A 15,380-nucleotide genomic window follows, 5' to 3' on the forward strand; every position below is an offset into this window, starting at 1 on the left:
TTATTTTAATAAAAAGGGAGAATAAAATTGTATCTATTCCCCCTAATTTCAATTAACTAATTTTAAAAAGATTATTGTTTGATTAGCTTTTTAGTGATAGATTTTTGACCATCTGTCACTTCAACTATATACAATCCTGCTTGTAGATCTCCTATATTAATTGCCGATGTGGTTACAGCAGCAGCTTTTACAGTTTGACCTAACATGTTTTTGATAGCATAAGATACATCTTTTGCTCCAATAACATTAATTGTAATAGTATTATTAGGTGTAGGGTTTGGATATAATGTGAATCCAAACGATGTTCCTTCATGACCTAAAGCTATACTATTACCATTTGTTGTAGTATCACTAGTAGTTATGGCATTAGTTGTATTAGTGATATTTACAGTGTAATCTTCAACTTCTCCATCTCCAAAGTTTTCACATGCAGTAGGAGCAGCGTTATATTTCATAGAAACACGCATTCTTGTTTGTCCCGTAAGTGCAGATGTAGGAATTGCGATATCTGCAGTTAAGTTTGCTGCACTTGAAGATGAACCATCAGTAACTTCTTCGCTAGCTTCAAAAGTTCCATTTTGATTATAATCAATCCAGACTTTCCAATACTCAGTATATGCAGTACTTCTAAATCCAGCACTAACTGTAAGTTGATTTGTAGTTCCTCTAGCAACAGTAGCTATCAAATTAGTGAAATCACCATATCCGCCATTAGCTCCTGTACTATTAGTCATTCCTCCAAAGGCAACATAATCAATCCACTCATAAGTAGTTCTATTACCACTAGAAGTACAATAGTCAACTTGATCTTGAGTTGTAGTAAATGTAACACTAGCAGCTGCAGAATTATTTCCAGCAGCATCTTGTGCTCTTACTGTATATGTATACGATGTACCTGCTGTAAGACCAGTTAAGTTTATTGATGTTCCTGTAACTGTACCTACACTAGTACCTCCATTAAATACTTCATAACCAGTAACACCAACATTATCTGTAGAAGCAGACCAACTTAAAGTTGCTGTAGTTTGAGTAACATTAGAAGCTGTTAAGTTAGATGGTGTAGAAGGTGCTTGTGTATCTGCTCCATCATCAACTACTGTAATTGATAAATCGTCTACAGCAATATCACTAGACCATCCATTACCTGTAGTACCTACAATTCTTAATTTCATTACTAAACCTAAGTATGCATTTAAATCAACAGAATCAGAATTCCATTGGTTTCCTTTATTTCCAGAAGCAGACCATAAATCTGTCCAAGATGTACCATCTGAAGATCCTTGAATTTTTAAGGAACCTACATTATTACCATACATATGGTTTTCGAAACTAAATGTAGCCGAAGATTTTCCTGTTAAATCTATACAATCGCTTTCTAAAATTGCAGTAGCATTGTGTCCAATTTGACCTGTACTTCCATTAGTAGATGCTTCTAAGAATAAATAAGAAGATCCTTGAGCAGAACTACTAGGTCCTGTCCCAGAAGAAGGTGTACTTCCGCTTCTTCTTACCCAGTTTCCATCATCTCCAGTAATTTGTGCCCATCCATCTCCAGATTCAAATCCTTCTGCATATGGAAAAGCAGTTATTGTTGTAGAACAACTTATAGTAGGAATCTCTTCAGTAGTAAAGTTTACTGAAGCACTGTAAGATGAGTTAGCGTCTGTACACTTACTACGAACTTGAACTTCATAAGTAGTATTAGCATCTAATCCGCTTAATGCTATTGTAGCATCAGAAACAGCAGTTGTTGTCCATGAAGACGTACCAGTTTTGCGATATCTTACATCATAAGTAGCTTGTGGTACAGCTGTCCAATTTACTTCGGCACTATTAGAAGTGATGTTAGAAGTAGATACTCCAGTAGGAGTAGTAGCATTACAAACTACTGGTGTACCAGATACACCTGTTACAATTAAAGAGAAATCTTGACTACCACCAGTTAAACTTCCTTTGTGAGTAACTGTGATTGTATAAGTACCAGAAGCATTGGCAATATCAATTCTTTCGTAAGGGTCAACATTATTATCTGCTTGAGTACTTGTTAAAGGAGCAGTTAATTTATATGGTAAATGAGTTGTACCTCCTTGAGATACTCTAATATCTAAATCGTTAACTAATACAGGAGTTGTAGAGTTTACAGAAGTAACGGCTGTACCTGGACGGTCTGTCCAAGAAATAGAAGCCATTAAAGGACTAGAGCCATCAGAATCAACAGTGATAGTATAAGTTTGCCCAGCTGTAAGTGTTAATTCTTCTATTCGAGATTCATCTCCACGATTAGTAATAGTTTCAGCAGCTAATTTTGCATTTAGTAATCCCCATCCAAAAACAGCATCAGGTCCATTTGCACCAGCATCACTAGCTGTATGTAAAGCGATACCTTTTAAAGTAGCCGCTCTCATGAACGTATTATTTAAATTGTTATAGTGTTGTTGTAGTAGTAATAAAGATCCTGTAACATTAGGCGATGCCATTGAAGTTCCAGAAATAGAGTTATATGCTGTATCACTATTGTCATATGTAGAATATACACCTGTACCATTTCCTGTAATATCTGGCTTGATACGGAAATCGTCAGTAGGTCCTTCACTACTTGAACTATTTATAGCTACAGAAATTAAATTTCCGTTTGCATCGACATTTGCGTCTTGAGCATTTGCGACAACTAGATTATTTTTTGATGTTGAGTGTCCAGTTAATTTATCATAACCAAAACCACCTGTTGGATTTTGGTTAGCACTATTATCGTTACCATCGTTTCCTGCAGCAACAACCATCAAATAATTAGGTGTATTAAACATTAACTCATCCCAATTTCTTGATTCGTCAATGTATCCTCCAAAATAATATTGTGGTAATTGTACTTGACCAGTGTTAGGGTTTCTAAATGCAAAACCATACGAGTGGTTAGAAATTAGCATTCCGTTTGCAGCTTCAGTAGTTGCTTCAGCTAAATCGTTTGTCCAATCACTAGTTCTTGCTTTGGCATGAGATGCCATTCCTTTTGCATTTGGTTGTACACCAGATGCCATGATAGTTCCAGTTACGTGTTGTGCATGGAAACTGTTTCCGTTTAAGGTTGATCCATCAATAATGGTAACTCTGTTATTACCTCCTGGTCCATCAAACTCTTGATGTGTAGGACGAGTTCCTCCACCATCCCATACATGGGCAGTCATGTTTTGTCCATCAAGATTTAATCCTAATGATCCTCCAGAATTGATATGATTAGTTCTTGTAGAACGAGCAGCATCTACATTCGAAATTGAATAATAGACAGGTTTTCCATCTGGAGTTACTCTTTGTAACTCTGCAAACCCTTTGTTATTAGGAAGATTGATAATTACATCCCAGCCTTTTCTTTTAGCTATAGCTATAGCTTCAGATTTCTGTTCGAGAGAGCGTTTGTGAAATTTTTGTTGTAGTGTGTTTAGAGTCGTTTTGTTGTAGTGTTGCGTAATCTTAGCTTTTTGGTTTTCTGTTTGAGCATAAGAGCTTAGAGAAAGCCCAAGCCCAAGCATAGTGAATAATAAACCACTTTTAAAAACTTTAGATTTAAATGAGGAATAATTGTTTGGGGAATTACCACCTCTGTAGTTTTTTTTCATTTTAATTGAGTTTTAGTTAACATTATTAATAATTCTTAATAAATGCGTATAAGTTTTTGTAAAAATCATAAATTATTGTTAATGCTCAAAAAGTTTTCGATTAACGGTTAATAAACTGCTACGTAGTTAGTTATCATAAGATTAAGTTTTTATTAAAAAAACAAATCAAGTAGTAAATTTCCTACATTAATAAGCGTTTTTTTAATTATTTAACTTGTATAAATACTTGATTTATAATTACAAGGCCATCTAATTATTAGATGACCTTGTCTAAAAGTTTAATTTGATATAAATATTAATTAGTCTTTTATAAATCTTTTAGAAAATAATTGATTATCTGTTTTTACTTGAAGTAAATACATTCCTGAATTCAAATTACTTACATCTATTTGATTATTTTTAAGAAGTTCATGTTTTACTACTTGTCCTAAAAGGGTTGTTATACTATATGAAGCTACACCAGTAGTTGGTAATATGACATTAATCTTATTACCTGAAACAGGGTTAGGGTACATCTTAAATGTAGAAGAAGTACTTAATGTGTTTTCTGTTGTAAAAGAAGTATCTACAGCTGTATTGGTAATGGTAACATTATAATCTTCTACCTCTCCGTAATCAAAAGAACCACAAGTAGCAGGTGTTTCATTATACCTCATAGATACACGCATTCTAGTAGCTCCACTTTGTGCTGTTGCAGGTACATCAAAACTACCAGAAACAGTATTGGCTTGTGTAGGAGATTGAGAGAATACCAATTCATTTGCATCTTCAAAATCACCATCTCTATTAAAATCTATCCAAACAGCATAACCTTCACTATATACTCTACCTGTCCATGCAGGAGTAATAGTAATAGTGTTATTGGTTGCATTTAAAGTAGTCGATTGAGTTGTATAATCAGCATAACCTCCATTAGAAGCATTAGATGTATTGTCAATGCTACCTAATTGTACTCTTTGTATATACTCATCACTTACATTATCACCATTAGATGCACAATAACCTGTAGGATCAGGATTTGTATTACCTCCAGTAGTTACTAAAGAAAGGTCATCTAGTGCTATATCACTAGTATAAGAGGTACTAGATGTAGCGGTAAAACGTAGCCTAACAGTATCTCCAGTATAACTATTAAGATTAACTGAAGCGCTTTCCCATGAATTTCCTTGATCACCATTTAGATTCCATACTTGATTCCATGTTGATCCATCTGTACTTGCTTCTAATACTAAAGTCCCAGTTGAACCTCCATACATATGATATTTAAAATTAAAAGTAGCTTGATTATGTCCACTAAGATCAAAACAAGGAGAATTTAATACAGCAGATTTATTAGGATATCCAGTACCATTACCAGAAGTTTCTATATAAATATAATAAGTACCTTGAGTAGCGCTAGATGGTCCAGTATTGTTTGAATTAGTACCACCACTATTGATATCCCAATCAATATCATCTCCAGTTCCTTGTGACCAAGCACCTAAAGTATTTTCAAACCCTTCGTTATATGGGAATGTGGCTACAGTTGTAGTACATGTAGAACCAGTCCCACCACCGTTATAAGCATCACCAACATTAACTGCATACCAAGCATTTGTAACTGCAATTTCTTCTGTACCACCAGTACCATATAAATCTCTAGTAGCTTGTATCGCTCCTGCTCTAGCGTCTGCAAATGTTGAGTTAGCAGATAAATAAACACTTAATGTTCTATACGATATTTTTGCTGCTTTGGTCATTCCTATAGCAGTAACATCATAAACATCACCTACATCATTAGTACCAGAGGCACCAGTTGTAAGGATAAAGAACCAATGATTTAATACACCTGAATTTGTATGTACACCGCAATAATCATTTCCCTGTGGTTCTGGGCCTCTAATAGGAGTAATACAACCTTCGGCAACTGTAGCAGCTTTCCAGTTATCACCGTGATACGTATCTGGATAACCAAGAGATTTAGGATCACTCATAGAACGCAATGCAGCCGAACCACTTCTTCTATCAATTTCGTCACCGATTAACCAAACCGATAAATCTGGATTTGTATCACTTCCATTACCTTTTGAAAAATGTTCAACAGCAGCACCCCAGATATCAGAAAATCCTTCATTCAATGCTCCAGACTCTCTACGGTAAGCTAAGTTGGCTGTGTTTGTAGTTACGGCATGACCTATTTCATGAGCAGCTACATCAATACTAGTTAATGCATCAAAAATTCCATTACCTTCGTTTCCATTAGAACTACCATCCCCATAAGTCATAACACTACCATTCCAGAACGCATTATCAAAAGCTTGACCATAATGAACCCAACTATTGATAGCTGCATTATTGCCATCAAAACTATCGCGATCATGTTCAGATTTGAAATAATCATAAGTTTGAGCTGCTCCCCAATGCGCATCTAATGCGGCATTATCTTTATTAGAGTTATCAAACTCGGCACTAGTCCAGTTGTTGTCATTATCGGTAATATTTGTTGTAGGATAACTAGTAGATCTATTACTGTTATACGTATTTACACCATTACCTCTAGTATTGTCTCTTAATGCATAACTACTACCGATTTGACGAGTAGTGATTTCTCTATTTCCGCTATAGCGAGTAGCTGCATTTCCTGTAGCTAAAGAAAAATCCTCATAAGAAGTAGCTTCATTATGGTGAGGTACTTCTACTAAATTTTTAGAAGAGTTACTATATTCATCAAGGTGTTTTATAGTAGCATTGTAAAATAAAGGATTACCAGTGTGTGCGTCAATATAAACATCTCCTCTACTTAAAGGTTGAGTAGCGTAAATGTCAAACTTATAAGCTAGTTTTACCTCTACATTATCATTATGGTCAAACATAGGCAATAAAACAAGTTCACCAGTAGGTTGCTGATAAGCAATAGCTCTTGAAGCTGAAGGATTATCCCATAAATAAGAAGAGGCTCCAATCTGATCTAAAGCATTTTGAAATGCTTTTTCTCTAGTAATTGATGGAGTAACCGACATCTCTTTAATGTCATAAGATTCGGTACTCAAGGATGATGCTTTTCCGTTACGCGAGTGTAATGTGACATTTCCAAATTCGACTTTAATACCTTTATAAGTTTGCTGAAATTTTTCATGAACAAATCCAAGTTTGTCCGTGTGTTGTCCTATTGCATTTAAGGTATTGTTTTGAGAAAGGTTTAGGTATTTTGAAAAAAGATCTTGAGTACTTTTTGTAGAAACATCAGTACTTTGATCAATTGTAATTAAACCTGGGGTTTTTCTCAAATACTCTTTTTCTGGATGTTGTTGTGCAACAACAGTCCAGAAGGATAACCCCAATGCAGAAAGCATTAAGGCTTTTTTGTAAGTTTTCTTCATTTTAGTTGAGTTTGTGTTAAGTTAAAATGAGTGTAGTTTAACTATTCGTAAACAATGTGTTAAAATTCCGAAAAATAGACGAAGTGTTACGGTGTTTTCGATAAGGTGAAAGGAAAAATCCATACACTACATCAAAAACATTGAAATACAAGGAAATATATTTAAGAGTGTGACGGTTTTTCCTACTTGTATATCTCGCCACATTAGGCTAGTAAGTTGTTGGAAATGAATTCTAAAGTTCTTTTTTCATTATAGAAAATACGTGATTTATCCACAAAACCTACGTGACCACCGTAGTTTGGGATTTCTAAAAATAAGAAGTCATTTTTTTCTGCTTCATCAAAAGGATAGCATTGTGAACCTAAAAAAGAATCGTTTTTGGCATTAATAAGTAATGTCGGAATGTGTATAGATTCAAGAAACTGTTTGCTACTACATTGCGTATAATAATCTAAAGCATCCCTATATCCATGAGCTTTACTAGTGTATAGATCGTCAATATCCTGTAGAGATTTACAAGTTTTTACAGCCTCTTTTTTTAGTTTTTCAGGAAAAGCTTGACTTCTTTCATAAAGTTTGCTTTTAAGATGTTTAATAAAACGTTGTGTATAAATAAAATTCTTAGGAGAGTTTAATTGATCCAAAGAGTTTTTTAAATCACAAGGAACCGAGATGGCTACGGCAGCCATTATTTCTTTTGGAAGGACAGGGTTTTCTCCTAAAAATTTTAATACAATATTTCCGCCTAAGCTAAAACCATTAAGAGCAATATGTTTATAGTGATAATTTTTTAAAACATGTTGAATAACACTTTGGAGATCTTCTGTTGCACCAGCATAATATGAACGGTATAATCTATTAATTTGACCACTACAATTACGTAAGTTGATGGCAAGTGTATCCCAATCATGTTGATTTACATGTTTTGCTACGCCCAAGATATATTGCCTTTGAGCATTGCCTTCTAATCCGTGTATAAGAATAAGTAGATTAGATGTTTTTTGTTGTGCATGACTCCAATCTATATCAATAAAGTCACCATCATTGAGATCAATACGTTCACGAGTTTGAATTACTCCGGTTACTTTTCGTGTTAAATTGGGATAAATAGTAGAAAAGTGACCATTTCTAAATAAAAAACTAGGCTTATAAGATGATGTAATAATAGGCATAATTCAAAACTTGTGGTAAATGTACAAAGCTTTGACCAAATACGTATTAATACCATTGTAATATTAAATATTATGCAAGCATAATAAAATAACTTTATTTTTGTAATTTAATTAGAAAGATAAAACGATGTATATAAAAGAATTTGAAATACGATGGAGTGACTTAGATGCCAATAGGCATTTGGCAAATAGTGCTTATCAAAATTTTATGAGTCATACTCGTATGGCATTTTTAATAGAGAATGGTTTCGGTCAAAAAGATATGGCACAATACGAAGTAGGGCCAGTAATTTTTTATGAACATATCTATTATTTTAGAGAAGTGTTTCAAGGTAAACCGATTAAAGTGAGTGTTGAGGTAACAGGAATGAGCGAAGATTTATGCTTTTTTGAGTTTAAACATAACTTTTATGATCAAAAAGGAAGAAACTTAGCACATTGCGAAATGTTGGGAGCATGGATGAATCTTAAAGAACGTAAGATTACATCTCTGCCAGAAGCACTAGCCGAAAAGATTGAAAAATTTCCTAGAGCAGAGAACTTCAAAGTGTTAACCAAAGAGGATACTCGTAAACACGGTAAGTTACCAGCAGATAAAAATCCAGAAGAATTAAAATAATTATATAATAGCCCTTTATGCCTTTAATATAAAGGGCTAATTAATGAATATCATAATTCTAATTGAGACATAGCAAATTTTCCCCATTGATCCATGTCTTTTAATATGGATTCTAAAGATTGTCCTAAAGGAGTAAGTTGGTATTCTACTTTGGGAGGAACAACGGGATAAACTTTTCTTTGAATTAAAAAATCACGCTCTAATTCTCTTACCGATTGCGTAAACATTTTATTAGAAATACCTGAAACTGTTTTTTGTAATATACCAGATCTAAGTGGTCCATCTAGAAGATGAAATAGAATAAGAGGTTTCCATTTATTTCCTATGATGTCCATTGTGAAATGTAACGGACAGATATGTTTTTTCATTATTTATAAGTTTATAAAGTACTGTAAAAGACTATTTTACTGCTTTTGGTAACTATGTTTCAAAATGGTAAGGTGTTGTCTTTGAGTGAAATATAAGTTAATTTTGGGATATGAAATAGATAAAATAATGTATTATGAATGAAACATCAAGATATCCCAAATCATTTTCACATATAGGAATTACAGTACCAGATTTACAAAAAGCAGTTAAGTTTTATTCAGAAGTAATGGGTTGGTACATTATTATGGAACCTGCAATAATACAAGAAGAAAAAGAAACGGCTATAGGACAAATGTGTATAGATGTATTTGGCGAAGGATGGGGTTCTTTTGAAATAGCGCATTTATCTACTTCAGATGGTATAGGGATAGAGCTTTTTTCTTTTCCAAATGCAAAGACAACTGCCCCTGAATTTAACCCATTTAATACAGGATTGTTTCACTTTTGTGTTCAAGATCCAGATATAGAAGGATTAGTAAATAAAATTGTAGCAGCTGGAGGAAAACAAAGAATGCCTATACGGTCATATTACCCAAATGAAAAGCCTTATAAGATGTGTTATGTCGAAGATCCATTTGGGATAGTATTTGAAGTGTATACACATAGTTATGAGTTAACCTATTCTTCTGGTGCGTATACCAAATAATTAGGTTTTACTCTTTAAAGGAGGTTTTGTAACAAGGTAAACACCGATAAAGATAAGAACAGCGGCCGAAATTTTTATAGGATCTAACTCATCACTTCCTAATGCTATTGCTATGAGTGTTGTTAATAAAGGCTGTAAATAAATAAAAACAGATACGGTTGTGGGTTTTAATTCTCTAATTGCAAATATGTTAAGAATATATGTCCCAAAAGTTGCAAATAGAACAACATAACCTATTTTAAGAAAACCTTCTAACGGTACTGTTTCTATAGGCATTCTCAACACTTGATGTAATCCAAATGGCAAAACCATCACAAAACCAATAGTATACATCCATTTCATAAAGGTAAATGGATGGTACTTTTGTGTTATTGTCTTTACCGTAATAATATATCCTGCATAGGAAGCAGCGTTGACAAAAATCAAGAAATTACCTAAAACAGGATCAGTTGCAGTTTGAGCATTCCCTTTTCCATATAAGATAATCAATAAAGTACCACTAAGTCCAATTAAGATTCCGATGATTTTTGAGAGTAGAAGTTTCTCATTGAGAAATAATACAGATAAAATTAAAACAATCATAGGTGAAGTTACCATAATTACTGAGGCGCTGATAGGTGTTGTAAGATTCAATCCTTCAAAAAAAGCAAGCATATTTATAGCAACACCAAATAATGCAGCAGCAGCAATTCTTCTGAAATCTTTTCGAGCAATAGTTTCTTTGGGACCAAAAAAAGCACCAACTAACCAAAATAAAATCATAGTACCCAAAACCCTAAAAATAATAAAACCAAAAGGCTCTATATAGTGAGGCATAACATCTTTTGCAATACTATAATTTGCAGCATAAAAAATAGCAACAAAACTTGCTGCTATAATGGCTAAAGTTCTTTTACTCATAATTTAAATAACTTCCTTGGCAGCAGCTACCGTTTTTTTTGAATTACCAATAAAGATGGTATCTTCAACTATAATTACAGGACGCTTAAGAAACGTATAATGTTCCAGAATTAAATTTTTATAATCAGTTTCAATGAGTTGTTGGTTTTTTAAATCTCTTTCTTTATATAGGCGTGCTCTTTTGCTAAATAAAGCTTCGTAACTTCCAGACAAGGATTTCATGTTCTCTAATTGTTCTTCTGTAATAGGATCACTTTTAATATCTTGTAGTATATAGTCTGCACTTGGTTGTAATTCGTTTAAAATACGTTTACAAGTATCACAAGTAGAGAGGTAATATATTTTTTTCATAGCTATAATTTTAGCGCAAAAATAGTAGGTTTTTTGATATATCTATAAACGAAAATGTAATTTACAAAGAAGCTATTTTGATGAGATGTTAAAGCTAAATCAAAATCGACAATTGATTCAAGTAAAATGGTATTTTTGGAACTTGTATTAAAAAATAAAAATCGATTAGCAATGAAAGAACAATTGGCAATTACTAGAGTGAATAGGAAACTCATGGAGAAAATTCTTGATGGGCACACTTTAGAGCAACTGAATAAGGTTCCAGATGGATTTAGAAATAATTTAATATGGAATATCGCTCATGTAGTGATTACACAACAACTTCTTGTGTACAAATTAAGTGGTTTGCCAATGAAAGTTAGTGAGGCATTAGTCGAGAAGTATAAAAAAGGAACACAAACTCAAGGAGATGTAACTCAAGGAGATGTAGCTGAGATAAAAGCTTCATTATTTAGTACATTAGATATGCTTGAAAAAGATATAGAGGATAAAATTTTTACATCATATCAAGAATACCCTACAAGTACAGGTTTTGTGTTAACATCTTTAAGCGATGCTATAGCATTTAACAATTTTCACGAAGGGATACATTTAGGATATATTTTGGCCTTAAAAAAAGCTTTATAATTTAAGATGTTTGTTAAGATCTGATTTTGGAATAGAGAATTCTATAACTCCATCAGCATAAGAAGCAATTTCATATTGATTGTATATGAAAATGATATGGTCTTTTAAGAATCCAATATTCTCGGGTAAGACAAATTGATCATTATCAAAGAAAAAGCCAGTGCTATTAATACTTTCTGATGGAGGGATCTTGTATTGTGTTCTAAAAATAGATTCTACATACGATTTAAAAGCTGGAATATCAGTAAAAATATCTGTATGTGTTAATAGTTTTCCTGTAGAAGGATTAAAATTAAGCATAGTTACATTCTGATTTCCATGAGCACCACCTGTAAAAAGATAAGAAGAGATGGTTATAGAAATAATGTTATCATCTTGATATAATACTTCCCCGTCTATAGAAGCTTCATAAGTGAACATAGTATCGGGGAATTCTTGTTTTAACTGCTGAAATGAAGTATTAAAGCTTGAAATAGCAGAAGTGATAGAAGTAGTTGAGGATTCTTCTATATCTAATATTTTACAGACATGTTGTTCAATAGTTTTATTAATCTTTATAGAAATATCGCCATCAATAACACTTTTAGGAATCGATATAGCGATTTCTGCACACCCTAAAGATTCACAGTTTTTAAAAACAGGTGGATCAATAGTTAAAGAATCAAAAATAAGAGACTCTTTCTTGGTACACCCAAATAAACTAATGAATAGAAATACTGATAAAAATAAATTACGCAATGAGATAGTTTTAATGTTAATCCTCTACTAAAGCTGATAAATATCTATAATTAGAATAAATTAAAATTATAAATTTGTGGTCTGAATATATTTAGATATAGCTATGGCTAAAAGTACAGTATTGCACTGACTTTTTATGTATAAATATCATATAAAATTATATGTCAAAATATCTTGCTAATAAGCAAAAGTAATAATGGAGGAAGATATGAAGTTTAATACCAAAACAATTCATGGCGGGCAGCAACATGACCCTGCATATGGAGCTGTGATGACTCCAATATATCAAACATCAACATATGCTCAGTCAATTCCAGGGAAACATAAAGGCTATGAGTATAGTAGAACACATAACCCGACAAGAAATGCATTAGAAAATGCTTTTGCAAGCTTAGAAAATGGGAAATATGGTTTAGCATTTGGATCAGGATTAGCAGCTATTGATGCTGTGATGAAATTATTAAAACCAGGAGACGAAGTAATATCATCAAATGATTTGTACGGCGGAACTTACAGATTGTTTACTAAGATTTTTGAAGATTTTGGTATAAAATTTCGCTTTGTAGGACTAAATGAATCTTCTAATGTTGAAAGATTTGTAACAGAAAAGACCAAATTGATTTGGGTAGAGACTCCTACAAATCCAATGATGAATATAATTGATATTAAAGCTATAGCAGAAGTAACAAAAAAACATAATATTCTACTAGCTGTTGATAATACTTTTGCAACACCATATTTACAAAGACCATTAGATTTAGGTGCAGATATTGTAATGCATAGTGCTACAAAATATATGGGTGGACATAGTGATGTGGTGATGGGAGCACTTATTGTTAAAGATGAAACATTAGCAAAGCAATTATATTTTATCCAAAATGCAAGTGGAGCTATATGTGGACCTCAAGATAGCTTTTTGGTACTAAGAGGAATTAAGACATTACATGTGCGTATGCAAAGGCATTGTGAAAATGGTGAAGCAATAGCTAGATATTTAAGAAATCATCCTAAAGTAGATAAAGTATACTGGCCAGGATTTGAAGATCATCCTAATCATCATATAGCAAAAGCACAAATGGATGGTTATGGTGGAATGATTTCTTTTTCGACTAAAGAAGATTCTTTACAGGGAGCTGTAAATGTAGTTCAAAAACTGAAGATATTTACTTTGGCCGAATCTTTAGGAGGAGTAGAAAGTTTAGCAGGACATCCTGCTAGCATGACTCATGCGTCTATACCTAAAGAAGAAAGAGAAAAAACAGGAATTAAAGATTCTTTAATTCGATTAAGTGTAGGGATTGAAGATATTAACGACTTAATAATTGATTTAGAACAAGCATTATCATAATTTTTTAAGAATTATTTTAGATGAAATTATGAAAATGAAAATAAAAAACGTTTTCGTAATGCAAAACTCATAAAAAATAAGGCTGAAAATTTTAAGATATATATATTTGTACAAAGTTTAAGATTTGCGAAATAAAGTTCGCAATACAGTTAAAAAAAAGAATTACAACATAACTTTAATACTAATGAAAGAAAGTATAGAAAATTTCATTAATTCTGTAGCACAGCGAAATGCTAACGAGCCAGAATTTATGCAGGCAGTAAGAGAAGTAGCAGAAACTGTGATACCTTTCATTGAAGAGAATGAAAAATATCAAAACGCGAAGCTTTTAGAGCGTATGGTAGAACCAGAGCGCGTATTTATGTTTAGAGTGCCGTGGACAAATGATAAAGGAGAAATAGAAATAAATAGAGGTTATCGTGTACAGATGAATTCGGCAATTGGACCATATAAAGGAGGATTACGTTTTCACCCATCTGTTAATTTAAGTATTTTAAAGTTTTTAGCGTTTGAACAAACGTTTAAAAACAGTTTAACTACACTACCTATGGGTGGTGGTAAGGGAGGATCAGACTTTAACCCAAAAGGAAAGTCAGATGCAGAAGTAATGCGTTTTTGTCAAAGTTTCATGACTGAATTATCTAAATATATCGGTGCTAATACAGATGTTCCAGCAGGAGATATCGGTGTAGGAGGTCGTGAAATAGGATATTTATTTGGTCAATACAAGCGTTTAAGAGACGAGTTTACAGGAGTACTTACAGGTAAAGGTCTTGAGTATGGAGGTTCTTTAATTAGACCAGAAGCTACAGGGTACGGTAATGTATACTTCGCAGATAGCATGTTAAAAACACGCGGAGAAAGTTTTGAAGGAAAACGTGTTGTAGTATCTGGATCTGGAAATGTAGCTCAATTTGCGACAGAGAAAGTAATCGAATTAGGAGGAAAGGTAATTACTTTATCAGACTCTTCAGGATATATTTATGACGAAGCTGGTATCGATGCAGAGAAGTTAGCTTATGTAATGGAGCTTAAAAATGTAAAGAGAGGACGTATTAAAGAGTATGTATCTCAATACCCAGAAGCAACATATGTAGAAGGAGAAACACCTTGGACTGTAGCTTGTGATATCGCATTACCTTGTGCTACACAAAACGAATTACAATTAGATGATGCAAAAGCATTAATCGCTAATGGATGTATTTGTGTAGGAGAAGGAGCTAATATGCCATGTACAGCAGATGCAGTAGAAGAGTTCTTAGAAGCTAAGATTTTATTCTCTCCAGGTAAAGCATCAAATGCAGGAGGAGTAGCTACATCTGGATTAGAGATGTCTCAAAACTCACTTCGTTATAGCTGGACAGCTGCAGAAGTTGATGGTAAGTTACGTGACATTATGAGTGATATTCACGAAAAATGTGTTGAATACGGAACAGAAGAAGATGGATTTATAAACTATGTAAAAGGAGCAAATATTGCAGGTTTTGTAAAAGTAGCAGATGCTATGCTTGCTCAAGGAGTAGTATAAATTTAGAATCAGTTAATAAGTTTATAGGCCACTCTTTTGAGTGGCTTTTTTTATGAAGAAAGATTATCAAATACGAATTTTCTATATAGAAAAAGAATAAGCATACTAATTG

The 15,380-nt window shown here is 33.1% G+C and carries 12 protein-coding genes; 5 read left to right on the forward strand and 7 right to left on the reverse strand.

Annotation, left to right across the window (positions count from 1 at the left end):
- Positions 1-71 precede the first annotated feature (71 nt).
- The 3 genes from ACYEKI_RS06735 to ACYEKI_RS06745 all read right to left on the reverse strand — a co-directional run bounded on the left by ACYEKI_RS06735 (position 72) and on the right by ACYEKI_RS06745 (position 8,142).
- Positions 72-3,611, reverse strand: a complete 3,540-nt coding sequence (locus ACYEKI_RS06735) for a S8 family serine peptidase (protein WP_459210409.1) — start codon at positions 3,609-3,611, stop codon at positions 72-74.
- A 299-nt stretch (positions 3,612-3,910) separates the two neighbouring features.
- Positions 3,911-6,970, reverse strand: a complete 3,060-nt coding sequence (locus ACYEKI_RS06740; RefSeq protein WP_459210410.1) for a M4 family metallopeptidase — start codon at positions 6,968-6,970, stop codon at positions 3,911-3,913.
- 203 nt (positions 6,971-7,173) lie between these two features.
- On the reverse strand, positions 7,174-8,142 hold the full coding sequence (locus ACYEKI_RS06745) for a YheT family hydrolase (protein WP_459210411.1): 969 nt from the start codon (positions 8,140-8,142) through the stop codon (positions 7,174-7,176).
- A 127-nt stretch (positions 8,143-8,269) separates the two neighbouring features.
- Between ACYEKI_RS06745 and ACYEKI_RS06750 the strand changes: the two genes are divergently transcribed.
- Positions 8,270-8,761 (forward strand): acyl-CoA thioesterase, encoded by a 492-nt coding sequence (locus tag ACYEKI_RS06750; RefSeq protein WP_459210412.1) that lies wholly within the window; start codon positions 8,270-8,272, stop codon positions 8,759-8,761.
- Between the two features lie 50 nt (positions 8,762-8,811).
- On the opposite strand, the gene ACYEKI_RS06755 is transcribed toward ACYEKI_RS06750, so the two are convergent.
- Positions 8,812-9,129 carry a winged helix-turn-helix transcriptional regulator gene (locus ACYEKI_RS06755; RefSeq protein ID WP_459210413.1) on the reverse strand — a complete coding sequence of 106 codons (318 nt, stop codon included), beginning with the start codon at positions 9,127-9,129 and terminating at the stop codon, positions 8,812-8,814.
- 134 nt (positions 9,130-9,263) lie between these two features.
- Between ACYEKI_RS06755 and ACYEKI_RS06760 the strand changes: the two genes are divergently transcribed.
- Entirely contained in the window at positions 9,264-9,776 is a 513-nt protein-coding gene (locus ACYEKI_RS06760; protein WP_459210414.1) for a lactoylglutathione lyase family protein, read from the forward strand.
- On the opposite strand, the gene ACYEKI_RS06765 is transcribed toward ACYEKI_RS06760, so the two are convergent.
- The gene (locus tag ACYEKI_RS06765; RefSeq protein ID WP_459210415.1) at positions 9,777-10,676 is read right to left on the reverse strand and encodes a DMT family transporter; all 900 of its coding nucleotides are present in this window, start codon (positions 10,674-10,676) and stop codon (positions 9,777-9,779) included.
- 3 nt (positions 10,677-10,679) lie between these two features.
- Positions 10,680-11,027, reverse strand: coding sequence for an arsenate reductase family protein (locus ACYEKI_RS06770; protein WP_459210416.1), 348 nt, complete (start codon positions 11,025-11,027; stop codon positions 10,680-10,682).
- Between the two features lie 171 nt (positions 11,028-11,198).
- Here ACYEKI_RS06770 and ACYEKI_RS06775 point away from each other — a divergent pair, with 171 nt between their 5' ends.
- On the forward strand, positions 11,199-11,654 hold the full coding sequence (locus ACYEKI_RS06775) for a DinB family protein (RefSeq protein WP_459210417.1): 456 nt from the start codon (positions 11,199-11,201) through the stop codon (positions 11,652-11,654).
- On the opposite strand, the gene ACYEKI_RS06780 is transcribed toward ACYEKI_RS06775, so the two are convergent.
- Positions 11,649-12,392: a DUF3298 and DUF4163 domain-containing protein gene (locus ACYEKI_RS06780; protein WP_459210418.1), complete on the reverse strand. Its 744-nt coding sequence runs from the start codon at positions 12,390-12,392 to the stop codon at positions 11,649-11,651. The two genes, ACYEKI_RS06775 and ACYEKI_RS06780, sit on opposite strands and share 6 nt — an antisense overlap.
- A gap of 208 nt (positions 12,393-12,600) precedes the next feature.
- Here ACYEKI_RS06780 and ACYEKI_RS06785 point away from each other — a divergent pair, with 208 nt between their 5' ends.
- Positions 12,601-13,740 (forward strand): cystathionine gamma-synthase, encoded by a 1,140-nt coding sequence (locus ACYEKI_RS06785; protein WP_459210555.1) that lies wholly within the window; start codon positions 12,601-12,603, stop codon positions 13,738-13,740.
- 184 nt (positions 13,741-13,924) lie between these two features.
- On the forward strand, positions 13,925-15,268 hold the full coding sequence (gene gdhA / locus ACYEKI_RS06790; protein WP_459210419.1) for an NADP-specific glutamate dehydrogenase: 1,344 nt from the start codon (positions 13,925-13,927) through the stop codon (positions 15,266-15,268).
- Positions 15,269-15,380 lie beyond the last annotated feature (112 nt).

The organism is Aquimarina rhabdastrellae (genome assembly GCA_947387485.1).
Lineage (GTDB): Bacteria > Bacteroidota > Bacteroidia > Flavobacteriales > Flavobacteriaceae > Aquimarina.

What these genes read in the sequence shown, in the direction of transcription:
- ACYEKI_RS06755 (WP_459210413.1), bottom strand. Translation starts at nt 9,129, where the DNA reads ATGAAAAAACATATCTGTCCGTTACATTTCACAATGGACATCATAGGA.
- ACYEKI_RS06785 (WP_459210555.1), top strand. Translation starts at nt 12,601, where the DNA reads ATGAAGTTTAATACCAAAACAATTCATGGCGGGCAGCAACATGACCCT.
- ACYEKI_RS06740 (WP_459210410.1), bottom strand. Translation starts at nt 6,970, where the DNA reads ATGAAGAAAACTTACAAAAAAGCCTTAATGCTTTCTGCATTGGGGTTA.
- gdhA (WP_459210419.1), top strand. Translation starts at nt 13,925, where the DNA reads ATGAAAGAAAGTATAGAAAATTTCATTAATTCTGTAGCACAGCGAAAT.
- ACYEKI_RS06735 (WP_459210409.1), bottom strand. Translation starts at nt 3,611, where the DNA reads ATGAAAAAAAACTACAGAGGTGGTAATTCCCCAAACAATTATTCCTCA.
- ACYEKI_RS06745 (WP_459210411.1), bottom strand. Translation starts at nt 8,142, where the DNA reads ATGCCTATTATTACATCATCTTATAAGCCTAGTTTTTTATTTAGAAAT.
- ACYEKI_RS06750 (WP_459210412.1), top strand. Translation starts at nt 8,270, where the DNA reads ATGTATATAAAAGAATTTGAAATACGATGGAGTGACTTAGATGCCAAT.
- ACYEKI_RS06765 (WP_459210415.1), bottom strand. Translation starts at nt 10,676, where the DNA reads ATGAGTAAAAGAACTTTAGCCATTATAGCAGCAAGTTTTGTTGCTATT.
- ACYEKI_RS06775 (WP_459210417.1), top strand. Translation starts at nt 11,199, where the DNA reads ATGAAAGAACAATTGGCAATTACTAGAGTGAATAGGAAACTCATGGAG.
- ACYEKI_RS06760 (WP_459210414.1), top strand. Translation starts at nt 9,264, where the DNA reads ATGAATGAAACATCAAGATATCCCAAATCATTTTCACATATAGGAATT.
- ACYEKI_RS06770 (WP_459210416.1), bottom strand. Translation starts at nt 11,027, where the DNA reads ATGAAAAAAATATATTACCTCTCTACTTGTGATACTTGTAAACGTATT.